This window comes from Streptomyces sp. NPDC006743 (genome assembly GCF_040703815.1).
In the GTDB taxonomy this organism is placed as follows: Bacteria; Actinomycetota; Actinomycetes; order Streptomycetales; family Streptomycetaceae; genus Streptomyces.
On sequence record NZ_JBEYJA010000001.1, the window covers coordinates 206,171 to 230,290 of the forward strand.

Genomic DNA, 24,120 nt, shown 5'->3' on the forward strand with positions numbered 1-24,120 from the left:
GGGCCGTGCCGGGGCACGCTGCCCCGGCACGGCCCGTCGCGGTCCGTCGCGGTCCGCAGCCGTACCGGCGGTGCGGGCCGCGGCGCGCTACCGGCGGCGGTGACCGGCGAGGAGTTCGGCCAGCAGGGCCGCACGGAGGTGGACACCCTTGGTGACGCCCTCGAAATAGTGCACGTTCGGCAGGTCGTCCGTCTCCGGGGGCAGCTCCGGACCGCGGGGCCCGGTGTGGATCAGCGGCACCCCCGTGCCCGTCCGGCTGAGCAGCCCGGCGTCGAACACGAACCGCTGGTCGAGCCGCACCGACCGGGTGTGGGAGCGTACGGCGCTCTCGTGGAAGTCGGACAGCTCGAACGGGATGATCGTCACCGCGTCGACGGCGCGCAGCAGTTCGCCGGCCGACCCCGCCGTACGCCAGGTCATCCTGGCCCTGGCCAGGGTGGCGCGCACGTCGTCGGGGACCTGTGTGCCGTCCGGGGAGAGGAAGACGATCCCCGCGGCGTGGAACGTGGCGAGCCCGTGCACGAGCGAGCGGGCGTAGCGGCAGGCCGGGTCGCCGACGTAGCCCACGGTGACGCCCGTCAGGCTGTCCAGCTTGGAGCGGAGCACCCACAGGTCGAGCATGGCCTGGGTCGGGTGCTCGCGGTCGCCGGTGCCGGCGCTGACGACGGGCACCGGTGACACGGCAGCCGCCCGCTCCGCCGCGTCGTCGTCGGTGTGCCGCAGCACGAGGATGTCGGCGTAGGAGCCTATGACGCGCACGGTGTCCTCCAGGGACTCCTGGTAGAAGTCGCCGGCCCGGGTGGTCGTCACGTCGCAGAAGCCGACGGACGAGCCGCCGATGCGCCGGGCCGCCACCTCGAAACTGAGCCGGGTGCGCGTGCTGTTCTGGTAGAAGAGCACGCCGAGGAGTGCGCCGGGGGCCGTGCGGGCCAGGGTCTCCGTGGAGCTGCCCAGCATCCACTCGGCCCGCTCCCACACCCGCTCGTAGTCGGCGCGCCGCCAGGAGGACAGGGACACGGCGTGCCGCGGCAGGCCGGTGGCGGGGGGCGCGGCCGGCGCCTGGGCGGACATCAGCTGCTGTGTCACCACCACTGGCCCTCCACCGTCTTCGCCACCCACTTCTGGGTGTCGAGCATCGCGTAACCGGGCATGACGGGCAGCGGCACGGAGCCGGGCAGCTCGTCGAGACCGGTGATGGCCTGTCCCAGCCGGGAGGCGAGCATGCCCTGGGCCAGCGGCGGGGTGCCCGCGAAGATCGGGCACTCGCGCTCCTTGACGAACCAGTCGTCCAGCACGGACCGGTCCGGGTAGTCCGGCATCTCCGGGATGAACCTGCTGATGAGCTGCTCGGCGTTCTTCTCGTTCATCTCCTCGCCCTCGGGCACGCCGAAGTACTCCTCGGCCGTCATGGAGTCCCGCGTCCACTTGAAGAAGAACGTGCGGTGTCCGAACACGGGGGTGCACATCATGAACCGGCAGCGTTCGGAGCGGCGGAAGGCCCGGTGCAGCGTGTAGCGGGCCTCGATCTCGTAGATCTCGATCTTGTCCAGGACGTAGTCGCAGCCCTCGAAGAACTCGTCGACGATGTCCTCGGTGATGCCCTCGGGATACACGTCGATGTTGACGTCGCGGGTGGTCCGGTAGACGGCCTCGGCGACGACCTCGGCCTTGTTGCGGCCGACGGTGTCTATGCTCGCGCCGTACTGGCGGTTGATGTTGGAGACCTCGAAGGTGTCCGGGTCGGCCAGCTTCAGGTTCTGCACACCCATGCGGACCAGACGGTCCGCCGTGGCCCCGCCGATGCCGCCGACGCCGGCGATGCCTATGACGGCGTTCTTCAGCTTGAGCTGGCGCTCCTTCTGCTCCTCCAGGGTGTTGCCCAGCCAGCCCAGGTTGCGGCGGACCCGCTGCCAGTAGTAGTCCTCGCCGGTTTCCGTGGCGGTGTAGCGCTTGCGATCCGACATGGATGACCTTTCCGGTGTCTGGTGCCTGGTGTCTGGTGCTCGGTGTCTGGTGTCTGGTGTTCGGTGCCTGGTGTCCGGTGTGTCGTGCCTGGTGTGCCGTGCCGTGCCGTGTGGACGTGGTGGTGCCTGGTGTGTGCCGTTCGGGTCCGGGTGCGGGCGCGGCTGGTGTGTGCCGTTCAGTCGGCGAGGTGCGCGGCGCGGGGGATGTGTGCCGTTCAGGCCGCGAGGTGTGCGGCGCGGCCGGTCAGTCGCCGGGCCGTACGGCCGTGACGTGGATGCCGTGGAAGGTGTAGGCGTCCCGCTCGAAGCGCGTGGGCAGTTCCTCGTACGCGCAGGCGCGCTCCAGGTAGTCGATGACCTCCTTCCCCTCGGGTGTGGAGGCGGCCACCGGGCGGGGACTGTTGTCCGGGCCGAGGACGCACGGGGCGAACCCGGCGCGGATCGAGCCGTCGGCCCACCCGATGAGGGCGAAGCCGGTGAGCCGGCCGTCGGGATGGAAGGGGAGCAGCGGGTGCCCCTCACGGGGGCCGATGCGGAACTCGCCGAAACGCCGGGCGCTTTCGCGGCGCAGCCGAGCGTCACCGCGGCCGAGGTAGGCGGATTTCCGCAGCCGTTCCTCCAGGCCGGGCAGGTCGAAGGCGAAGTGCCCCAGGCCGTAGAAGATGGGCCGGCCGCGGTGGAACTCGATGCCGCGCAGGAGGTGGTGGTGGTGGCCCAGGACCGCGTCCGCGCCCGCGTCGATGGCGGCGCGCGCGGTGCGCGTCTCGTGATCGGTGAGGACGTAGGGCCGGGTGAAGTCGCCCCAGTGGAAGCTCGCGAGCACCACGTCCGCCTGGTCGCGGGCCCGCGCCACGTCCTCGCGCAGCGCCTCCATGTCCCCCTCGTCGGGCACGGTGGTGACCCGGGGCAGCAGCCCCGGATTCCACTCGTTGGTCTCCCACGGGGTGTAGAGGGTGCTCGCCCGCAGCGGGGCGAGTCCCGGAACCCCGGGACGGGCCTCGTACCCGCAGGGGAAGACGGAGGCGTAGGCGAGGACGGCGACGCGGCCCCGGCCGGTGTCGAGCACGGCCGGCCGGTGCGCGTCCTCCCAGTTCTCCCCGGCCCCCGCCGTGGCCACACCTGAGCCCCGCATCAGCGCGCGGGTCTCCAGGAGGGCGCGGGTCCCCCCGTCGAGGCTGTGGTTGTTCGCGAGCGAGACGACGTCGACGCCGGCACCGGCGACACCGCGCGCGTGGGAGGGATCGGCGATGACGGGGACGCCCGCGCTGGGGGCGCGCTCCTGCGTGGTGCAGTAGACGCCCTCCAGGTTCGCGAACGTCGTGTGCGCCTGCCGGAAGGCGCTGCTGACGTGCTGGAACGCCTCCTCGGGTCGTTCCCGGTGCACGAAGACGTCCCCGACGGCGACGATCTGCAACTCGTCCATGAACGGCACGGCCCCCTTGACCATTTCGGCTCGGGTGTTGGCTGGACATTCGCCAGGTACTCGCTGAGTGCTCGCGAGTACCGGACGGACTCGGTGAACTCGGTGAACGCGATGAACTTGACGGCCTCGATGTGCTCGACGGACTCGGTGGACCCGAGCGGCCGAGGAACTCGACGGCCATTCGCTACAGCGGATGGTGCCGTTGGTGAGCATAAGCACGGCTGGGCCGTCGCTGACAACTACAGCGGACGCTTCCCGGGAACTTGGCGCAAAACGCATCCATGACAGCGGACGGAACACACTTCGGCGGGAACCGAAACCGAAGGCTCCTAGCATCGCTGCCGCTCGATCCGAGACCTTCGGGAACCTCTCAGGAAGGAAACGACATGGCCCGCACCGTGAGCCCCGAGCCCGCCCTGGACCGGGACCTCGACCTGGACCTCGACCTCGACATCGACCTGCGGCTGGACGTGGAGGCGGAGGACGTGGCCGGGCCCGGACCGCACCCCGCGACCTTCACCGGCACGGGTACCTGCCTGGCCTGCCCGCCCACCTACTACAACTGCTGAACCCCCGTGGTGAGTCCGGCGGGAGGGCTGATGCCGGACACCGGTGCCGGTCCCTCCCGCCGGGCCGGCGGTGGTTCCCCGACCAGGCCAGGATGGAGGCAGGCCCGTCCATGGACGACACCCACGTGTTCGCGGCAGGCAGCAGTGTCCTGCTGCGTGCCGCGGCGCTCCCGCTGCCCGGTTCGCTCCGGGAAGACCTCCGCGCGGAGCCGGCCCCCGGGGACCTCGACGACCTGGACGACCCCGCCGCCCTGCGTGCGCGGCTCGCACGGCTGGCCGCCGACCCGCTCTTCACCGCGGCGGTCCGGCTGGCCAGCCCGAGCCTCGCCGACGACCTGGTGAAGTACGCGGCGGAGCGGACGGCGGCCCCGGCGACGGGGACGCCCGAGACCGCAGACCCGGCACCGGAGCGGGGGGCGACAGGGCCGAGGCCGACGGGGCAGGAGACAGCGGCTCCGGCGTCGGCAGGGCGGGTGACGGCGGATCCGACGCAGGCAGGACGGATGACGGTGGATCCGACGCAGGCAGGACGGATGACTGCGGGTCCGACGCAGGCGGTACGGGACACGGCGGGTCCGGCTCCGGCGGGACGGGACACGGCCGGATGCGAGACGGCCGGACGGAACACAACCCGCCGCGAGACAAACGGACACGAGACAGCCGGACGGAACACAACCCGCCGCGAGACAAACGGACACGAGACAGCCGGACCCGAGACAGCCGGACGGAAGACGTCCGCGCCGGACGTGGAGGCGTCCAGGGCGGTCACACCCCGCAGGCTGCGGCGGACCCTGCTCTCCGCACTCAAGTACCACCTGCGCATGACCCACCGCCCCACGCCCTTCGGCCTGTTCGCCGGTGTAGCGGCCGCCTCCCTCGGCGCGGCGCCCCACCGCGCGGTCGGTGCCGCCCACCGCACCGTCAGCCGGCCCGACGCCGCCTGGCTCGACACCGTCCTGGACGGCCTGCTCGACCACCCCGGCCTCGTCGCCCGCTCGCGGCTGGTCGCCGATCCCCTCCACGTCGTCCGCGACGGCAGGGTCGTCCTGGTCGACCACCACGACGCGGACGGCGTCCGGCGCCGCGTCCACTCCGTGCGCCACACCCGGCTCGTCGGCAGCGTGCTGCGGTACGCCGCCGAACCCATCGCCTTCCCCGCACTCGTCCAGCGGCTTCAGGAGGCCTTCCCGCAGGCCACGCGCGAGGAGGTCGGCCACCTCGTCGGCCGGCTCGTGGCAGGGCGCTTCCTGCTCTGCGACCTGGTTCCGCCGCCCGACTGCCTCACCCCGCTCGACCACGTCCTGGAGCGCCTCGACGGCTCGGGCCACCCCCACGCCGAGGCCCTGGCCGGGGTACGCGGCGCGCTGCGCGCACTGGACGCCGCACCGCTCACCGCGCGCGGGCCGCGACTGGCCGAGGTGACCGAGCGCATGCGCGCTCTCGCGCCGTCCGGGCACCTGGTGCAGTGCGACCTCGCCTTCGACGCACGGCTGGTGCTGCCGACCTCGGTGGGAGAGGAGGCCGAGCGCGCGGCGAGCGTCCTGTGGCGGCTCACCCGGCACGCGCCCGGCACGCCCGCTCTGCGGCCGTACCACCGGCGGTTCCTGGAGCGCTACGGCACCGACCGCGCCGTACCGGTCCGCGAACTCCTCGACGAGGCACGCGGACTCGGCCTGCCCGCCGTCTACCGCGCGGGCGCCGACGAGCGCGGGGATCCGAACGGACCGGCCGAACAAGGCGGGCAGGACAGCCAGGGCGGACAGCGCGCACAAGGCGAGCAGGACAACCGGGGCGGACAGCGCGGACTGGCCGGACCGGCCGAACCGGCTGCCCGCGACTTCCTCGCGCGGGGCCCGGCCGCCCGCGGCGCGGGCACCCGGCAGGGCGTACTCGCCGAACTCCTGCTGACGGCGGTCCGTTCGGGGTCCGGTGAGATCCTGCTCGACGACGCCACGGTCACCGCGCTGGCCCCCGAACCACCCCACCGGCTCCCGCCCTCGCTTGAGTTGGGGGCTGAGGTGGCGGCCACCGGCTGGGACGAACTGTGCGCGGGCCGGTTCACCCTGGTGCTCGGCGCCCCCACGGGCTCCCCCCGCGCCGGTGCCACCTCCGGCCGCTTCGTCCCCGTCCTCGACGGCGGAGAACCGGCCGTGCGGCACACCGTCCTGCACGGCGAGGCGACCACCGCCCGTCACGAGCCCGTGCCCGAGACACCCGCGGTCGTCGCCTACCGCCCGCGAGTCGTCCGGTCCGCCAACGTCACCGCCGTCCCCCAGTGGCTGCCGCACCGCATTCCCCTCGGCGTCGGCCCCGCGGCGGCGGACCAGGTCAGTGACCTGCGGCTGGAGGACCTGGCCGTGTACGCCGACACGGAGCGCCTGCGCCTGGTCCACACGCCGACCGGCACCCTCGTACGGCCGGTGTCGTACTCCATGCTCAACCCGGCCTCCGGCCATGTGCCCGGCACCGCCCGCTTCCTGCTGGACCTCGGCCACGAGGGGCGCGGCTGGTGCGCTCCCTGGGACTGGGGCCCGTGGGCGCAGGCACCGGCCCTGCCGCGCGTCCGCCACGGACGGACCGTCCTGTCCCCGGCGCGCTGGCTGCCCGACCGGGCGCTGCGCGAGGCCGCCCGCCGGAACGAGGGCACAGGCGGGCGCTGGCACCGCGAGGTCGCCCGCTGGCGCGAACAGTGGGGCGTCCCCCGCCACCTGCGGCTCACCCGGGCCGACCACCGCCTGACCCTGGACCTGGACGACCCGCTGCATCTGCTCCTGCTGCACGAGGAACTGCGGCGGCCCGTACCGGCGACGATGACGGAGTGGTACGGCGGTCCCGCCGGCTGCCGCTGGCTCCAGGGCCCGGACGGAACGCACGCGGCCGAACTGATCCTGCCGCTGTTCGCCCGCCGCCCCCATCCGGAGCCCCGGCCCACCGCGCCCCAACCCCGGCCTCCCGCACCGGAAGCCGGGTCCACCGCACCGGAACACCGGCTGTCCGCCGCGGCGCCACCGGCCCCGCCGGCCGCCCATCACGCCGTCCATCACCCGGCCGCCGATCGGGTCGTCCGGCCCCCGGCCACCGGTCGGTTCCTCCCTCCTCCGACCGGCCGCCGTGCCGAACTGCCGGGCGGGGAGTGGCTCTACGCCAAGCTGTACGTGCCCGCGGCCCTGCAACGCGACGTCCTCGCCCGGCACCTGCCCGCCCTGCTGCGTCCGGACCTGCTCGACGAGGCGGGCGCCGACCGGTGGTTCTTCCTCCGCTACGCGGACCCGGACCCGCACCTGCGCCTGCGCGTCCACGGCACGCCCCAGGGGCTGTGGCCGGTCTTCCTGCCCGCACTGCGCGACTGGACCGGGTCCCTGCGCGAGTCCGGGCTCATGGACCGTGTCGTGCTCGACACGTACGAACCCGAGACCGAACGCTACGGCGGTCCGCGGGCCCTCCCGGAGGCGGAACGGGTCTTCGCGGCCGACAGCGCGACCGTCCTCGGTCAACTCTCCACACCGGCCGCGGAGTCCGACGCCGCCCGCGGAATCCTGCACATCCTCACCTGCCTGGGCACGCCGGGGGAGGCACTGGAGTGGCTGAGCGGCCCGGAGGTCCTGGCCCGCCGCCCCGACGTCCCCCGCACGGACAAGCAGGCCGTGGCATCCGCCCTGACGCCGACCGGGGAACCGCAGGCACCGCCGGCGTGGCGCGCCCGCTCCGCCGCGCTGGACCGCCTGCGCGCGGTGCTCCCACCACACAGCCGGGCGTCCGTCGCCCTGAGCCTGGCCCACCTGCACTGCAACCGGCTTCTCGGCACCGACCGCGGCAGGGACCTGCGGGCTCACGCCACGGCCCGCGAGAGCCTGCGCCTGCGCCTCGACCGCGCCCGGCACGGCCGATGACCCCGCCCCACCCCGCACCCCGCCTCAGCGGACCGGCGCTCGACACCGCCCACCGGGTCGCCCGCGCCCTGCGCGACCCGGCCCACGCCGCGACCGTGACGCGGGCGGGTCTGGCCCGGCTGCCCGCGGAGCTGATGCTCCCCGCCTGGCAGGCCTCCTCCGTACTCCTCGGTCACAGCGGGGTCAGTCTGCTGCAACTGCGCTGCGCCCAGCAGGATCCGGACGCGCTCGCCGCCGCCCGCGCCCACCTCCGAGCGGCGGCCGCGGCCTGCACGGGCGCCGGCGCCGCCTCGGCGGGCGACCTGGTCCTGCCCCTCCTCCTGTACCTGCGGCACACGGGTACCGGCGCCGGACCGGCGGCCCAGGCCATGGACGCGCACACCGCCGCACTCGCCGCCCGTACGGCCCGGTCGCGGGCCGCCACCGGCCTGCACACCGGAGGCGGTGACGGCGGTGGCGGTGGCGGTGGCGGTGGCGGACAGGCCTACCACCACTACGACGCGATCACCGGCCTCGCCCGGCACGGCCGGATCCTGCTGCTGGCCGCCGACACGGGCCATGCCGGAGCCGCCCGGGTCCTCGCCGACGTCCTCACCCACCTGGTCGAGCTGACGCGGCCGACCGAGGTGGACGGCGTCGCGGTGCCCGGCTGGTGGTGCTCCCCGGAGCACTACCTGGTGCCCCGCGACCGGGAGACCTTCCCGCGCGGGGACTTCAACACCGGCGCCGCGCACGGCATCTGCGGCCCGCTCGCGCTGCTGTCCCTGGCCAGACTGTCCGGCCGCGGAGTACCGGGCGACGCGGAGGCGATACGGCGCGTGGTCGACTGGCTCGCCGGCCACACCCACCGCGGCCCCGGGGGCGCACCGCAGTGGCCGGGCCGGATCTCCTACGAGGAGCAGACCGCAGGCCCTACCGGACGCCCACGGCGGCCCGCCGCGACCCGACCGGCGCGTCCCGCCCGTATCCGGCCCGGCTGGTGCTACGGCACCTCCGGCATCGCCGGGGCCCTGCACCTCGCGGGCCGGGCCCTTTCGGACCCGGCGGTCGTCCGGACGGCCGCCCACGCGCTGCGGGGCCTGCTGCACAGCTCGCCCGGCGAACTCGTCCCCGACGACGATCCGGGCCTGTGCCACGGTCTGGCCGGGATCCTGCACGCCACCACACTGATGGCCGCCGCCACCGGCGACCCGGACCTGTGGACCGGCGCCGACCGCCTGGCCGACGCGCTCCTGGCCGCCTTCTCGCCCGGGGCCGCCTTCGGCTACCGGCGTCCGGTCCAGGGCACCACTCCCCCGGCGCACCTGGACAGTTGCGCCCTGCTCGACGGCGCCACCGGCGTCGCGCTCGCCCTCGCCACCTACGCGCAGCCTCCTCGCACCCCCACCTCACCCACCTCACCCACCTCACCCACCTCACCCACCTGGGACGCGGCCCTGCTGACGAGCTGACGAACCACGGCGGGACTGACACGTTGACGAGCTGACGAACCGCGGCGGGACTGACCCGTTGACGAGCTGACGAACCGCGGCGGGACTGGGCGTTGACGAGCTGACGAGCCGCGGCGGGCCCGGTGAGCAGGCGGGAGGGGGCGCGTGGCAGAGGGGAACCCGGCGCTCGCCGCGGCAGGCGCAGGCATTCCGCCGTCGCGCCGGGACAGCGGGACGGCGGGCAGGCGGGACGGCGGGCAGGCGGGACGGCGGGCAGGCGGGACGGCGGGCAGGCGGGCGGGCGCGGTCTCCAACTGCTCGCTCGTGGCCGCGCGATGGTCATGTCTGTGCTGGTGAAAGGGTATGGGACTCCGTTCACGGGACCCTTACATGTGCTTTACTTTCGCCGGACGAGGGGCTCTTGGGCCTGGACAGCGTGGGGGCGCTCGGCTCCCCCTCGGTTTCGAGAAGGGAAACACATGGCGATACGCCGTGTTCGCCGTGCTTCTGGGGCACAACTGCTCAACACACCCCGTTTCCTGACGGAGCGTCCGGCGGGGACCGCTGCGAGCGCCGGTGCCGGGGCATCGGCCCGGAGCGTCACGGCGGCCGGTCCCACCGCTGCGGGCACCGCCGGGCGGAAGCCCGGCCCCGGCGTCGCCGGCCTCCGCGTCACCGGCTGACTGCCCGCCCGGCCCGCCGCCCCGACCGGGCGCCCCGGGCCGGGTCCGCCCTCGTCCTCCTTCTCGCGCGGCCGGTCCCCCAGCCTGTCCCAGTGCACGGGCCGGAGCCGACCCGCGCACCGCGACCCCAACGGGAGAGGTTCATCGTGTCAAGATCCCGCTCGACCTCCGCGAGGAGCGCCGGCCTGCTGGCCGCCGCCGCCCTCGCGGCGGGCTGTCTGACCGTGTCGGGAGCGCATGCCGTCACCGGCCCCGCGGTCACCGACAACGGTTTCGCCTTCGCCGCCCGCCTGGACATCGGCGACGGGCAGCGTGCCTGCTCGGCGGCGCTGGTGGCCCCGCAGTGGCTGGCCGCCTCCGCGCACTGCTTCGCCGAGGACGGCGCCGCCCAGGTACCCACGGGCAAGCCGAAGCTGAAGACGACGGCCACCATAGGCCGCACGGACCTGACCAGCAACGCCGGTCAGGTCCGTGAGGTCGTCGAACTGGTCCCGCGCGGCGACCGCGACCTGGTCCTGGCGCGCCTGGCCTCGCCGGCCACCGGCATCACCCCGGTGGCGCTCGCCACGACCCCGCCGGCCGCCGGTGACGAGGTCACGGTGGCCGGTTTCGGCCGGACCAAGGACGAGTGGGCCCCGCTCAAGCTGCACACCGGGACCTTCAGCGTCGACGCGGTGAACGGCGGCACGCTCGCCCTGCACGGCAAGACCGCGGCGGACGCCGTCTGCGCCGGTGACGCGGGCGGCCCGGTCGTTCGCCAGAAGGACGGGAAGACGGAACTGGTCGCCGTCAGCAGCCAGTCCTGGCAGGGCGGCTGCTTCGGCACCGACCCGGCCGAGACCCGCAACGGCGCCGTCTCCACCCGCCTGGACGACGTGGCCCGCGGCAACGTCCTCGCCTCCGGCGGCGTCCTGCTGCCCGGGGACACCCTGACGTCGAACTCCGCCCGCCTGACCATGCAGGACGACGGCAACCTGGTCGTCGTCTCCGACTCGGGGCAGACCCGCTGGTCGACGAAGACCGGCGGTCACCCCGGCGCCCGGGCGCGGCTGGACGCGAACGGCAACCTGGCCGTGGTCGACAGCGACGGGACCACCGTCCTGTGGCAGACCGGCACCAGCGCCGCCGGCGGCTCGCTCGTCCTCCAGGACCGCGGCAACCTCGTGCTGCGCAACGCCAAGGGCGAGGCGCAGTGGGCGGCGGGCACGACGGTCCGCCACGACTACAACGGCGACGGCCGCAGCGACATGGCCGACTGGTACGACTACGCCGACGGCCACGACTCGGTGCACACGTTCCCGGCGAAGGCGGACGGCGGTTTCGGCAGCCCGGCCGAGGCCTGGTCGACCGCGGCCGGCAACTACTACGCCGAGAACATGAAGCGCTTCACCGGCGACTTCAACGGCGACGGCATCGCGGACGTGGCCACCTTCTACGGCTACTCGACGGGCGAGGTCGGCCTGATCACCTGGCTCGGCAAGGGAGACGGCACCTTCGCCGGACCCCTGCACTCCTGGAAGGTCACCTCCGGCTGGACCTTCTCCCGGATGACCGTCAACTCGGGTGACTTCAACGGCGACGGCCGCGACGACGTGGCCGTCTGGTACGACTACGCCGACGGCCACGACACGCTGCACACCTTCCTGGCCCGGCCCGACGGCGGCTTCGCCAACCCCTTCACCTCGTTCGACCGCGCCAGCGGCAACTGGGACGTCACCCACATGAAGTTCACCACGGGTGACTACAACGGCGACGGCCGCGACGACCTCGCAGCGCTCTACGGCTACGCCACCGGCGAGGTCAAGCTCTTCACCTTCCCGGCCAAGCCCGACGGCGGGTTCGCCGACCCGGTGGCGGGCTGGAACTCGCCCACCGGCTGGGAGTTCGCCCGCGCCACCCTCGTCTCCGGGGACTTCGACGGCGACGGCCGTGACAACGTCGCCGCCTGGTACGACTACGCCGACGGCAGCGACAAGCTGATCGGGTTCACCCCCAGCGGCGCGGACGGCGTGTTCGGCAACCGCACCGAGCTGTGGTCCACGCCGGCGGGCAACTACTACCGCGAGAACATGCAGCTCGTGACCGGTGACTACAACGGTGACGGCCGCGACGACCTGGCCACCTTCTACGGCTACTCCGACGGCAGCGTCAAGACCATCACCTGGACCGCCAAGGCCGACGGCACCCTCAACGGCCCGGCCGGCAGCTGGTCGGCGGCGAAGGGCAACTGGACCTTCAGCCGCGTCCACATGATCGAGCGCTACAACAGCCCCTCCTGACCGGGGCCGTCGGCGGGCGGGCCGGCCGGCCCGCCTCATGACGACGAGGGCCTCTCGCGGTTCGCGGCCACCGGGTCCGCCGAGCCGCGAGAGGCCCTTTCCTTCGCGTGGACGCCCAGGGCGGCCGTCAGTTCCGGGGCTCCGGAACCTGGCGGGGGATCAGGACGTGCACCACACCGGCCACCACCGCGATGCCGACACCGGTCAGGCACAGGGCGCGGGCGGAGATGTCGTGGTCGACCAGGATGCCGCCGAGGGCCGCGCCGAGCGCCTGACCGAGGTAGATGCCGGAGGAGTTGAAGGAGATGACGACGCTGGGCAGCGTCGGCACCAGCTCGGTCAGCCGGTGGTTGTTCGGAGTGGCCACCGCCCAGCCGGCGGCCCCGTTGAGGGCCATCACGATGATGACGGGCACGAGCGAGGTGCAGACCGTCAGCAGGGCGAGGGTGCCGATGAGCAGGGCTACGGCGCAGGTGAGGGTGCGTTTGGCGCCCAGGCGGTCGGTGAGGAAGCCGCTGCCGAAGGAGCCGAAGATGCCGCCGAAGCCCCAGGCGAGCAGTGCCGCGGCGAGTGCCGTGCCGTGGATGCCGGCGATCTCGGCGAGCACGGTCGCGGTGTAGGTGTAGACCATGATGCTGGCGCCGCTGGCCAGGAGCATGAACACCACCATGGTCACGACCCGGCGGTTGGCCAGGACGGCGAAGCGCTGGGCGAGGGGGATCGCCGGCGGGATCGGCAGGCCGGGCAGCACCACCAGGACGCCGAGCAGTGCCAGTGCGCCGACGGCGGCGACGAAGACGAGGCTGGCCTCCCAGGACACGTGCTGTCCGATGGCGGTACCGACGGGGACGCCGAAGACGGTGCCGACGGTCAGGCCGCCCAGGATCACCGACAGGGCCCGTCCGCGGGCGGCGGGCCCGGCGAGCGCCGCGGCCGCCGCGGAGGCGTTCGGCGTGTACAGGGCCGCGCCCAGGCCGGCGACGACCCGTGCCACCAGCAGCAGCGGCAGGTTGGGTGCGGCGGCGGAGGCGAGGTTGGCGAGGACGAACAGGGCGAGCGCGACGGCCAGCAGGGGCTTGCGCGGCAGCCGGCTGGTCAGGACGGCCAGGAAGGGCGCCGCCAGGCCGTAGGTCAGGGCGAACGCGGTGATGGTCTGCCCGGCCTCGCCGGTCGAGACGTGCAGGCCGCCCGCGATCTGGGGCAGGATGCCGGCCAGGACGAAGGAGTCCGTTCCCATGGCGAAGGAGCCGAGGGCGAGGACGGCGACGGGCTTTCCCCAGGCGGCTGCGGAGGCCGGCGCGGCGGTGGGGCTGTTCGTTCCCGTGGTGGTCGATTTTGTGGTCACACCAAGAGAGTGGCGCCTCGCGCGAAGGGGGTACAGAGGGCCAATCATGCTGGTGTAATGAGCACCAGGACACCGCCCGGAGGGGGATGCTTTGATGGCCGGCATGCAGCGAGAGCTTCTGGCGGCGTTCCTGAGATCCCGGCGGGAGTCGCTCTCCCCCGAACAGCTGGGGCTGAACCCCGGGCCCCGGCGCCGCACGCCGGGCCTGCGCCGCGAGGAGGTCGCGCAGCTCTCCGGGGTGAGCCTGACCTGGTACACGTGGCTGGAGCAGGGCCGGGACATCCGGGTGAGCCGGCAGGTCCTCGAAGCCCTCGCCCAGACGCTCCAGCTGACCCCGGCCGAGCGACGGCACCTGTTCACGCTCGCGGAGACGGCCCTGCCCGCCGAGCGGCCCGAGCCCGCGGTGGTCAACCCGACCCTGCGCAAGCTGGTGGAGACGCTCGACCCCAACCCGGCGCACGTCATCAACGACCGCTGGGACGTGCTGGCCGCCAATCGCGCCTACGCCTCCCTGGTGGGCGGCCTGGAACAGCTGCCGCAGGAGGAACGCAACAGCATCTGGCTGCTGTTCACCCGCCCGCAGATGCAGTCGCTCCTGGTCGACTGGCAGAACGAGGTCCGCGACATCCTGGGCCAGTTCCGCATCGCCGTCGGCCGGCAGCCCGACGACCCGCGGACCGCCGCGCTCATCGAGACCCTGACCACGTCCAGCAGCCAGTTCCGCGCGCTGTGGTCCGAGCATCCGGTACGGGCGTTCCGGCCGACCATGAAGCGCTTCAGCCATCCGGCGGCCGGGCGGCTGGACCTGAACTACACGAAGCTGGACGTGGCGGAGGCGCCGGGCCAGCATCTGGTGGTGTTCATGCCCGCGTCCGAGGCGGACGAGCGGGCGCTGGCCCGTCTGGTGGAGGAGTCCCCGCAGGCGGCGCTGCTGTAGCCGTGGTCCGGACGCGGGTCACGCCGGGTGGCCGACGGCGTCCTTCTGCAGGCGCACCGCCGCCAGCAGGCTCAGCCTCGGCTCCGCCTGCCGCAGCGCCTTCAGGGCCGCGATCGAGCCGATGTCCCCGGTGAAGCCGGCCTCGGCCAGCCGGGAACGGACCCAGTCGGCGCGCAGTGCGCCCTCGGTGGCGGCGGCGGTGGACCGTACGAGCGCGGCGGCGCGTTCCAGTCCCGGACGCTCTTCGGGCGAGGCCTCGGCCAGTGCCTGGCGCAGTGCCGCCCCGACCACGTCGGCGTCCCTGATGACCAGCACGAAGTCGTGCTTCTTGTTCAGTCCCGTGAGTGCTGCCATGCGCTTCACCGTGCCCGCCACGCGCGCCCCGCGGCAAGCGACTTGAGCATCTCCAGAGGCTGGACGAGGGATCGTCGTCCGTGACCGTCCGGGCCGGCCCTGCGGCCGGCCGTACCCGCGTCCGTCCGTTCGGCCGGCCCGCTAACCGGCCTGTTTCACCGTCAGGTCGCCGTTCGTCGTCGACAGGTCCAGGCGGTACGTGGCCGACGGGTCGTCGGCGAAGGCGACCTTCCGCTCGCCGTGCGAACTGTCCGCCTTCACCTGGTACTTGGCGGACGGGACGGTGACGCTGAGGCTGCCGTTCGTCGTGCGGGCCCTGATGTTCTGCGGGGTGGCCGTCTCGATCGTCACCCCGCCGTTGGACGCTCGTGCGTCCACGCCGCCCCTGGTGCCCTTGACACGGACCTCACCGTTGGACGTCAGCAGCTTCACCGGACCGCTCGCGCCGTCCACCGTGATCCGGCCGTTGCTCGTGTGCACGTCGACCGCGCTCATGCCGGTCAGGGTGAGGCCGCCGTTGGACGTTCCCCCGCTCACCGGGAGCGCGGCGGGCACGGTCACGACGTAGTCGATGCCGCAGTCACCGCCGCAGCCGGACAGGGTCAGGACGCCGTCGGCGACCCGGACGGACGTGCCCTTCGGCTTGTCGCCCCGGTAGGAGACCCGGCGGTGCACGGTGACGGTGGAGACGCCCGCCGAAGTGCTCACCTTCACCCCGCCGTCGCTGTTGTCGAGGCGGACGGAGGTGACCTTCTGGGGCACCTGGGCCTCGTCCTCGAAACTCTTCTGGCCGATGGCCGAGCAGGCGGAGAGCCCGCCTGCCGCGAGAGCGGCCAGGGCCACCGCGGTGACGGCGTGTGCCGGTCGGCGTCGCATGAGATCCCCCGTACGGAGCGAGTCGGACGCCCGGTGACCGGTCGTCCTGATCGGACGGCCGGCGTCGGGTCATCCGGATCGGATGATGTCCGGTCGTCCGTGTCGGACGACCGGTGTTCGGTCATCGCGATCCTACGCAGCGGCGTCTCCGTCTCCCATGGGGAAAACCCCCGGTTGTGCGGCGTGCCCGCGGTGCCGGCGCCCCCTCGGTGAGCGGACGCCGGCCCGGGCTCCGGGGTGCCGGTCAGCCGGAGGCGCCGGCCGGTGCGGTGGGCAGGTAGCGCGGGGGCCGCCGGGCGTCCAGCCGGTGTTCCACCGCCGCTCCCAGGGACAGCAGTTCGGCGTCCCGGTGGTCCCCGGTCATCAGGAGCAGGCCGACCGGCAGTTCGCCCACGAACCCGGCGGGCACGGACAGGGACGGGTAACCGGCCACGGCGGCCGGGGTGGAGGACGGGATGACGTCGTTGTCGCCGCGCGCGCAGTCGGTCGTCCAGGCGGGCGGGTTCGTCGGCGCGGCGATGGCGTCCAGGTGATGCGCGGTCAGTGTCTCGTCGATGGACCGCCGGGAGAGGTCCTTCAGCTCGGCGCGCATGGCCAGGTACCGCGGATCGGTGGTCGCCGGTGCGGCCAGCGCCTGCTCGAACAGTTCCTGGCCGGCGAAGCAGGTCCGCTCGGCGGGGTGGGTACGGTTGAACTCGACCAGCGCGGCCAGGTCGCGTGGCCCCTCGCGGGTGGCGAGGTAGGCGTCGACGTCCCGGTGGAACTCGCTCAGCAGCGCCGGGAACTCCAGTTCCGCGAGACGGTCCTGGTACGGCGGGGTCACCTCGACGACCTCCGCTCCCGCCGCGCGCAGCCGCGCCGCCGTACGGGTCATCAGGGCGTCCACGTCCGCGCCGAGCGAGGGCAGCCGCCACAGGCCGATCCGCTTGCCGCGCAGCCCGGTCGCCCGCAGCGCCGGGTCCGTGAGGCGGGCGGCGTCCGCGGTGCGCGCGGGGTCGTCACCGGAGAGGACGGCGAGGGTGAGCGCGACGTCGGTCACGTTGCGTGCCATCGGCCCGGCCGTGTCCTGCTCGGCGGAGATCGGGACGACGCCCGCCTGGCTGACCAGGCCGAGGCTCGGCTTGTGACCGACCACCCCGTTCATCCCGGCCGGGCACACGATGGAGCCGTCCGTCTCGGTGCCGATCGCCACCTGGGCCAGGGACGCGGCGAGCGCGGCGGCCGAACCCGAGGACGAGCCGCAGGGGTTGCGGTCCAGGACGTACGGGTTGTTCGTCTGGCCGCCCACCGCCGACCAGCCCGATGTCGGCTTGGCGGCGCGGAAGTTGGCCCACTCGGACATGTTGGTCTTGCCGAGGATCACCGCGCCGGCCGCCCGCAGCTTGCGGACGAGGTCCGCGTCGGTGCCCGGCGGCTTCCCGGCCAGCGCCAGTGAACCGGCCGTCGTCGGCATGTCGCGGGTGTTCACGTTGTCCTTGAGCAGGACGGGGATGCCGTCGAGCGGGCCCCGGACCGTGCCGCGGCGGTGCCGGACGTCGCTGGCCGCCGCCTGCCACAGGGCCGTCGGGCTGGTCCGCAGCACCGCGTTGATCTTCGGGTCCACGGTCTTGATCCGCCGCAGGTACGCCAGGGTCAGCGCCGTCGAGGTCAGCGACCCGCGCTTCATCCGGGCCTGTAATTCGGGGATCGTCACCGTGTCGAGGTCCACCCCGCGCAGGAGCGGCGCGCCGGCGCGGGACGGCGCGTCACCGCCGCCCGGCTCGGCGGCCTGCGCGCGCTGTCCGTGTACGCCCGCCGCCAGGAGGGCGGCCACCGTCATGGCCGCGGCCACTGCCGCGATGCTTCTCCTTGTCATGGGCGACACCCCACTACAGGGGGCTCAGCCGGCGCAAGGGCGCCACCGGCTCACCGGCCTTGGGGCAGGCACCGGGGCATCCGGAGGCGGCAGATCGGGAGCGGGCGGCCCGTGTCATGCGTCCGGCGTCCGGCGTCCGGCGTCCGGCGTCCGGCGTCCGGCGTCCGGCGTCCGGCGTCCGGCGTCCGGCGGGGCAGCCTGTGCCCGGCGCTCCCGGCAGCCGGTTCCCGACGGCCCCTGCGCGGCTGCCCACGCCCGCTCGCCGGTGACGGGCCGCCCGGCCCGCCGCTCACTCCTCCAGGTTCACCGTCCGCGCGGGGCGGCGGAACCCGCCCGTGCGCAGGGCGAGGATCCCCACGCCCAGCGCCGCCCAGACGATGCCCACGATCTTGGCCGGGGTGTCCAGGCTGAGCCACAGCGCCACGTTCACGACGAACCCGAGCGCCGGCAGCAGCACTTGCAGCGCGGCGGCGACGGCTCCGCGTGCCTCGGACCGCCCCGCCCGCCGGTCGCGCACCCAGAACCCGATCACCGCCACGTTGACCGCGGCGAAGGCGACGTAGGCCCCGAAGTTGATCAGTGAGGCGGCGCTGCCGAGGTCGAGGAAGACGGCGGAGGCGGCGACCACGCCGACCAGGACCACGTTGACGGCCGGGACGCCGGTGCGCGGATCGAGCCGGCCGAAGACCGCGCGCGGCAGCATGCCGTCACGTCCCATCGCGAAGAGCAGCCGTGCCGCGCTCATCTGCTGGGTCAGTCCGCACCCGAGCACCGCGGTGAGGTAACCGCCCACGAACACCGCCTGGAACGCGGCACCGCCGATGTACTCGGCGATCTCCGGAGAGGCGCCCACGATGTCGCCCACGGCCGAGACGTCCGGGAACAGCGTCTGCATGACGTAGGTGACGGCCAGGAAGAACACCCCCGCGGCGGCCACGATGAGCAGGATGGCCCGCGGGATGTCCCGGCGCGGCCGCTCGGCCTCCTCGGACAGGGTCGAGACGGCGTCGAACCCCAGGAAGGACAGTGCCAGCAGCGACGCCCCGCTCAGCAGGTCGGGCAGCGGCACCGTGGTCAGGCCGAAGCCGGTGGTCCCGAAGGACTCGCCGTGGGTGACGACGGCCCGTACGGCGAACACGAGGAACGCGACGGCCACGGCGGCCTGGACGGCGACGAGCGCCACGTTCACCTTGGCGGCCGGCCGGACGCCCACCAGGTTCAGCGCGGTGCACACCACGACGGTGGACAGCACCCACACCCACGCAGGGACGCCGGGCACCACCGCGCCCATGTAGATCGCGGCCAGCAGGGCGTTGAGCATGGGCAGCAGGACGTAGTCCAGCGTGGCCGACCAGCCGACCAGGAAACCCACCGGCGCCCCGAGCGCCTTTCCCGCGTAGGTGTACACCGACCCGGCCGAGGTGATGCGGCGGGCCATCCGCGCGTAGCTGAGCGCGGTGAGCCCGACCGCGACCAGGACGGCGAGGTAGGCGAGCGGCACATGTCCGTCGGTCGTCTCGGAGACCAGGCCGAAGGTGTCGAACACCGCGAGCGGCGCCATGAAGGCCAGGCCGAGGAAGACGATGTGGCGCAGTCGGAGGGTGCGGCGCAGCAGCGTACCCTCCTCGCCGCCCCCGGAACGGCCCGCGGGGTCAGTGGTGCCTTGGGCGGCCTGCGGGGAGGAACCCGGGGCGTGCGAGGAGGGCCCGGCGGACTGCTGAGGAAGGCCGGCGGGCCGTGAGGACGAACCGGTGGCCCGCGGCGAGAGATCGGTGGCCGGCGAGGAGGGTTCGACGGCCCGGGAGGAAGGCAGGGCGGCCCGCGAGGAGGGTCCGGGGGGGACGTCAGGCATGGGCATGGCCGCCTTCGGCGTGGGCGGAGCAGGAGGTGGGCGCGCCGTAGTGGCCGGCGGTGGCGCGCGCCGTGGCGGCCTCGTGGACGACCTCGCCGCCCACCCAGGTGACCTCCGCGCGCTGCTGGAGCAGCGCCGCCGGGTCGGGTTCGAGCGCGTAGAGGTCCGCGGACCAGGCGACGAGGTCGGCCTTGGCGCCCTCGCGGACGATGCCGTACTCGGCCTCGCGGTGCCAGGCCCAGGCGCCCTCGGCGGTGTAACCGCGCAACGTGTCGTCGAGGCACAGGCGCTCCTGCGGGGTCCAGGCCTGCCTGCCATCCAGTCCGGCCCGTGTCAGGGCGGAGTAGAACCCGACCAGCGGGTCCATCTCCCCCACCTGCCAGTCGCTGGAGAGCGCCACGTGCGCGCCGGAGGCCATGAGCGAGCGCAGGCGCCAGGCGCGGTCCCAGCGGGCCTCGCCGACGTTCTCCATCCAGGTCCCGGCCACGAGGTCCGGGGAGCAGTGGCGCGGCTGCATGGCGGCGGTGACGCCGAGCCGGGCGAACCGCGGCAGGTCCTCCGGCGCGAGGCACTCGACGTGCACGATCCCGTGCCGCCGGTCGCGGGTGCCGTTGGTGCGGGCGGCGTGCTCGATCGCGTCCAGGGCGAGGCGGATGCCGCCGTCACCGGTGGCGTGGGTGTGGGTCTGGAAGCCGAGACGGTCCAGTTCGGTGATGACCTGGGTGAGTTCGCCGAGCGGCGCGGAGGGGTGGCCGCGGTGTCCTGGCCGGTTGGCGTAGTCCTCCAGCATCCAGGCGTTGTGGGGTTCGATGACGTCGTCGGCGTAGAGCTTGACGGGGCCGAACGCCAGGCGGTCGCCGCCGGGGGCCGTGTCGACCGCCGCGCGCAGCCGCTGCCGGAACGCTCCGTCGGAGCCCATGGGGTGGAAGAGCGCCGCGATGACGCGGGAGCTGAGACGGCCCTCGTCCTGGGCGCGCTGGAACAGGCCCGTCTCGGCGAGCGGGACCTGGGGTTCCACCACGGTGGTGATGCCGGCGGCGGTGGCCATCTCCAGACTGCCCAGCAGCTTGCGGTAGCGCCGCTCGGGCGAGTACATGGGGATGTCGCGCTGGAGCCCGGCCAGACCCGCCGTGGTCATGGCGCTGGTGTAGAAGTCGGTGACCCAGCCGGTCGCGCGGCCGTCGGCGTCCCGCTCCGGGCGGCCCCAGGGGATGTCGCCGCCGTCGTCGAGACCGAGCGCGCGCACGGCCGCGTCGTTGAGCCACACCGAGTGCTGGTCGTAGGTGGTGACGAAGACGGGGCGGGAGGTGAGGCCGGCCAGGTCGCGGGCGGCGGGGCGACGGCCGGGGACCACCGAGTACACGGCGTTCTCCGCGCAGATCCAGGTCAGGTCCGGGCGGGCGGCGGCGAGTTCGGCGATGCGGCGGCGGACCTCTTCGAGGGTCTCGGCGCCTTCGAGGCTGACGGCGTCGGGGTCGAAGCCGAGCAGCAGGTGGTTGTGGCTGTCGATGATCCCCGGGGTCAGGAGGCCGCCGTCCAGGCGGCGGTGCTCACGGGCGGCGGGGGCGTCCGCCTCCTCGCCGACGAAGGCGATGCGCCCGCCGGAGATGCCGACGGCGCCGGCCCAGGGGCGGGCGTCGTCGAACGTGCGCACACGAGCGCCGGTGATCAGGGTGTCGAGCATGGTGGTCCTCGGTTCTGGGGGCACGCCACGCAGGGGTGGCGAGGGCACGCCGAGACGGTGCGCGCATTATTTGTCACCGGCGTCAAAGAATGGGTCGAGTGTCATGAGGATCTCGGCTACTGTCAAGGCATGGCCCGCCCCAAGAACCAGGAAGAACGCCGCGCCCACCTCATCCAGGCGGTGATCGACACGACCGCCAGCACCGGGCTGCGCTCCCTCTCGCTCGCGGACGTGGCCCGCCGGGCGGGACTGACGCGCGGGGCGGTCCTGTACTACTACGACGATCTGGACGCCCTGCTCAGGGAGGCCTACCGCGCGGGCATGGAACGCTTCTGCGACCGGCGCGACGCACTGCGGGACACCGTCGAGGACCCCGCGCGGCTGTTGGGCGAGACGATCCGCGCCGGGCTGCCGACGGGGCCCGACGACGCGCTGATGCGCCTGTTGTACGAGTTCGACGTGGTGGCGGGCAGTTCGCCGCTGCACAGCACGCTGGTCGAGTCGATGTACGAGCGCCAACTGGCCACGTACCGCGCGGTGCTGGAGCGGGGCGTGGACGCCGGCGCCTTCCGCCTGACCCTGGACCCGTCGACGGCCGCCCTGAACCTCGTGGCCCTCGAGGACGCCTACGGCCTGCACATCGTGGCGGGCAACGGCCAGATCAGCGTGGAGCGGGCCGTGGAGGCGATGTTCGCCGCGGCCCGCGCCTTCGGCGCACCGGCCGCCTGAACGGGCCGGCGCGGCGGGACCGGCGGGCGCGCGGCGGTCGCCGCGGGCCCACCGCTCGGGGACGCCGGCCGGGGGGTTGACGGCGGCAGGCCGACGGCGGCAGGCCGGGAAGTCGCACCACTGCCGTCCGGGCACACCCAGGTGCACGGGGTACGACAGCCCGTTCCGGGTGCGGTTGCCGGGGAGCGGACGGCGCGGCCGGAACACGGGGACGGGGAGGAGCGGCTCCAGGCAGGTTCCCTTCCCGGTCCGGCGCCACCGGCCGGAGGCCGGGGCCGGGGGCCGGGGGCCGGGGGCCGGGGGCCGGGGGCCGGGGGCCGGGGGCCGGGGGCCGGGAAGGATGCTGACACTCCGGGCGGTGCCGGGCCCGGCCCCCCCACTCCACCGGCGCGGCCACCGGGGACAGGTGCGGGCGGGTGCCCATCGCGTGACCGCCCCCTTCACCCGCACCGGAGCGTCGCGGCGCAATGCGACGCGTCCGGCCTCGTCTCCTGCGAACCCGGACGCGCCCCGCCGTGGAAGACGTCAGCCGTAGCTGACGGTGAAGCTGGCTCCCTGGCCGGCGTTGGCCGTGGTGCCGTAGGTGCGGAACGTCATTCCGCCCATCCCCCAGGCCGGGTTGTAGCCGTAGGTCGGCCTCTGGTTGTTGAACGTGGTGAAGGTCGCTCCGGAGTGGTAGACACCGTGAATGGTGACCCACCAGACGCTGTCCTTCGTTCCGGTGTAGAAGGATGCGCACTGGCCGGGCTCCGCGACGACGGTCCCGCCGATGGCACCCGTGTCCGGGTTCTCGACCGTCAGGTAAGCAGCGTAGTCCGATTTCGGACAGACCACGACGTTGCCGTTGGAGGCGGCCTGGGCCGGAGCCGAGGCGAACAGAGCCAGACCGCTAGCGGCCACAGCCGCGGCAGCCGTGGCGACTCTGCTCCGAGTGGAAGCGAACACAGTTGTCTCCCTGCATGGTTGAGTGATGCGAACAGCGCCGGTGATCACTGAGGTACGAGCCGCCCGCAACGACACGAGCAGGCAGCGACGCCCGGAACCCTGCCGAGCCGTCGACATGTGTTCACACCTTACAGACACACCTTCTTCGTCCCAATACCTTTCCTCGGAGACACCGCAAGCGAGTCCGTCCCGGCAGGGCACGCCCTGACCGCGGGCGGCGGGGCCGCGACCGCTCCCGTCCTGCTCACGCTGCTCCGGGGCCGCGGCCCGGGACAGGACCTGCCGCGGGCTCCCCGCCCCGCCCCACTGCGCCCCGATGTGTTCATCTCCCGGCACACATTTCTCGGACACGTCTTCTGCTCGCGGGGAAAACATTGCGCACTCTTGACGTCTCCATCTTTTCCGTCGGCGGGCGGATCATGAGCGCAGGGCGGGACCACAGAGGTCGGAAGCTGGGGCTGACGGGCCTCACGGTCGCGGCGAGCGCCCTCTTCGCCCTGTTGATCGGCGGCGCGTTCGCCGTACTGCTGTGGGCGATCGACGACGCGAACGACTCGGTCTCGGGCCGCCGGGCGTCCAGGACCGCCCTGGTGGAGTCCGGCACCATGGAGCAGCTGCTGATCGATCTGGAGACCGGCCAGCGCGGTTACGTCATCACGCACCGGGAGGAGTTCCTCCAGCCCTGGGAGTCGGCGCGCCGCGCACTGCCCGCCGAGTCCCGCCGTTTCCTCGCCGGCACCATCTCACGCGAGCAGCGGCAGAAGGCCGAAGAGATCATCCGCGGGGTGCGGTCCTTCCTGGAGGACTACTCGGTGCCGCTGGTGGAGATGGTCCGGCGGGGCGAGCCTGCCGCCGGAAGTGCGGCGGAGGCGGCCGAGGGCAAGCGACGGGTGGACACGCTGCGGCAGGAGTTCCACCGCTACATGTCGGACGAGCGTGCCCAGCTCGCGGAGCGCACCGACGCCGCCGGGGCCAACAGCCACCAGGCGATCCTCACCGCCGCCGTCGGGCTGGGCGCGTCGCTCGCCGTGGTCGCCGCCTTCACCGTGCTCCAGCACCAGGCCGTGGTACGGCCGGTGCGGGGCTGCCGCCGCCGCCCAGGAGCTGGCCGACGGTGACCATGGGGTGCCCGTACGGCCGCGCGCGGCGGACCGGGCGGTGGCGGACGCGGCGGGTGGTACGGCCTCGCCGCCCGCGATTCACCGCCCGGCGGGGCGCGACGCGGTGAGGTAGCGCCCGGAGCGAGCGGGCGCGCCATCTGGCCGAGGTCACACTCCATGTTCCGGAAGACGGTCCCTTCAGTCC

The 24,120-nt window shown here is 73.7% G+C and carries 17 protein-coding genes; 7 read left to right on the plus strand and 10 right to left on the minus strand.

Going from position 1 to position 24,120, the window contains the following annotated elements:
* Positions 1-87: 87 nt before the first annotated feature.
* From ABZ719_RS00830 to ABZ719_RS00840, 3 genes are all read right to left on the minus strand, one after another.
* On the minus strand, positions 88-1,086 hold the full coding sequence (locus ABZ719_RS00830) for a hypothetical protein (protein ID WP_366723098.1): 999 nt from the start codon (positions 1,084-1,086) through the stop codon (positions 88-90).
* The gene (locus ABZ719_RS00835) at positions 1,083-1,964 is read right to left on the minus strand and encodes a ThiF family adenylyltransferase (RefSeq protein WP_366723099.1); all 882 of its coding nucleotides are present in this window, start codon (positions 1,962-1,964) and stop codon (positions 1,083-1,085) included. Before ABZ719_RS00835 ends, ABZ719_RS00830 begins: the two co-directional genes overlap by 4 nt.
* A gap of 244 nt (positions 1,965-2,208) precedes the next feature.
* On the minus strand, positions 2,209-3,411 hold the full coding sequence (locus ABZ719_RS00840) for a CapA family protein (RefSeq protein WP_366723100.1): 1,203 nt from the start codon (positions 3,409-3,411) through the stop codon (positions 2,209-2,211).
* A 362-nt stretch (positions 3,412-3,773) separates the two neighbouring features.
* Here ABZ719_RS00840 and ABZ719_RS00845 point away from each other — a divergent pair, with 362 nt between their 5' ends.
* The 4 genes from ABZ719_RS00845 (at position 3,774) to ABZ719_RS00860 (ending at position 12,238) form a co-directional block, all read left to right on the plus strand.
* Positions 3,774-3,956: a hypothetical protein gene (locus ABZ719_RS00845; protein WP_366723101.1), complete on the plus strand. Its 183-nt coding sequence runs from the start codon at positions 3,774-3,776 to the stop codon at positions 3,954-3,956.
* A gap of 110 nt (positions 3,957-4,066) precedes the next feature.
* A complete protein-coding gene (locus ABZ719_RS00850; RefSeq protein ID WP_366723102.1) occupies positions 4,067-7,846 on the plus strand; it encodes a lantibiotic dehydratase in 3,780 nt (1,259 codons plus the stop codon).
* Positions 7,843-9,297 carry a lanthionine synthetase C family protein gene (locus ABZ719_RS00855; protein WP_366723103.1) on the plus strand — a complete coding sequence of 485 codons (1,455 nt, stop codon included), beginning with the start codon at positions 7,843-7,845 and terminating at the stop codon, positions 9,295-9,297. Before ABZ719_RS00850 ends, ABZ719_RS00855 begins: the two co-directional genes overlap by 4 nt.
* Before the next feature lie 808 nt (positions 9,298-10,105).
* On the plus strand, positions 10,106-12,238 hold the full coding sequence (locus ABZ719_RS00860) for an FG-GAP-like repeat-containing protein (protein ID WP_366723104.1): 2,133 nt from the start codon (positions 10,106-10,108) through the stop codon (positions 12,236-12,238).
* Between the two features lie 127 nt (positions 12,239-12,365).
* On the opposite strand, the gene ABZ719_RS00865 is transcribed toward ABZ719_RS00860, so the two are convergent.
* Positions 12,366-13,583 carry an MFS transporter gene (locus ABZ719_RS00865; protein ID WP_366723105.1) on the minus strand — a complete coding sequence of 406 codons (1,218 nt, stop codon included), beginning with the start codon at positions 13,581-13,583 and terminating at the stop codon, positions 12,366-12,368.
* A 103-nt stretch (positions 13,584-13,686) separates the two neighbouring features.
* Between ABZ719_RS00865 and ABZ719_RS00870 the strand changes: the two genes are divergently transcribed.
* Positions 13,687-14,520, plus strand: a complete 834-nt coding sequence (locus tag ABZ719_RS00870) for a helix-turn-helix transcriptional regulator (RefSeq protein ID WP_366723106.1) — start codon at positions 13,687-13,689, stop codon at positions 14,518-14,520.
* Positions 14,521-14,538: 18 nt separating this feature from the next.
* Here the strand turns inward: ABZ719_RS00870 and ABZ719_RS00875 are convergent, their stop codons facing one another.
* The 5 genes from ABZ719_RS00875 to ABZ719_RS00895 all read right to left on the minus strand — a co-directional run bounded on the left by ABZ719_RS00875 (position 14,539) and on the right by ABZ719_RS00895 (position 21,141).
* Positions 14,539-14,874, minus strand: coding sequence for a hypothetical protein (locus ABZ719_RS00875; protein WP_366723107.1), 336 nt, complete (start codon positions 14,872-14,874; stop codon positions 14,539-14,541).
* A gap of 141 nt (positions 14,875-15,015) precedes the next feature.
* Positions 15,016-15,750, minus strand: coding sequence for a DUF4097 family beta strand repeat-containing protein (locus ABZ719_RS00880; protein WP_366723108.1), 735 nt, complete (start codon positions 15,748-15,750; stop codon positions 15,016-15,018).
* Between the two features lie 244 nt (positions 15,751-15,994).
* A complete protein-coding gene (locus ABZ719_RS00885; RefSeq protein ID WP_366723109.1) occupies positions 15,995-17,605 on the minus strand; it encodes an amidase in 1,611 nt (536 codons plus the stop codon).
* A 289-nt stretch (positions 17,606-17,894) separates the two neighbouring features.
* Entirely contained in the window at positions 17,895-19,457 is a 1,563-nt protein-coding gene (locus ABZ719_RS00890) for an amino acid permease (RefSeq protein ID WP_366723110.1), read from the minus strand.
* Entirely contained in the window at positions 19,450-21,141 is a 1,692-nt protein-coding gene (locus ABZ719_RS00895; protein WP_366723111.1) for an amidohydrolase, read from the minus strand. Before ABZ719_RS00895 ends, ABZ719_RS00890 begins: the two co-directional genes overlap by 8 nt.
* A 129-nt stretch (positions 21,142-21,270) precedes the next feature.
* Between ABZ719_RS00895 and ABZ719_RS00900 the strand changes: the two genes are divergently transcribed.
* Positions 21,271-21,870 (plus strand): TetR family transcriptional regulator C-terminal domain-containing protein, encoded by a 600-nt coding sequence (locus ABZ719_RS00900; RefSeq protein WP_366723112.1) that lies wholly within the window; start codon positions 21,271-21,273, stop codon positions 21,868-21,870.
* Positions 21,871-22,395: 525 nt separating this feature from the next.
* On the opposite strand, the gene ABZ719_RS00905 is transcribed toward ABZ719_RS00900, so the two are convergent.
* Complete coding sequence (locus ABZ719_RS00905) at positions 22,396-22,770, minus strand: hypothetical protein (RefSeq protein ID WP_366723113.1); 375 nt, start codon at positions 22,768-22,770, stop codon at positions 22,396-22,398.
* Positions 22,771-23,234: 464 nt separating this feature from the next.
* On the opposite strand from ABZ719_RS00905, the gene ABZ719_RS00910 reads away from it, so the two are divergent.
* Entirely contained in the window at positions 23,235-23,933 is a 699-nt protein-coding gene (locus ABZ719_RS00910; RefSeq protein WP_366723114.1) for a CHASE3 domain-containing protein, read from the plus strand.
* Positions 23,934-24,120: the final 187 nt, after the last annotated feature.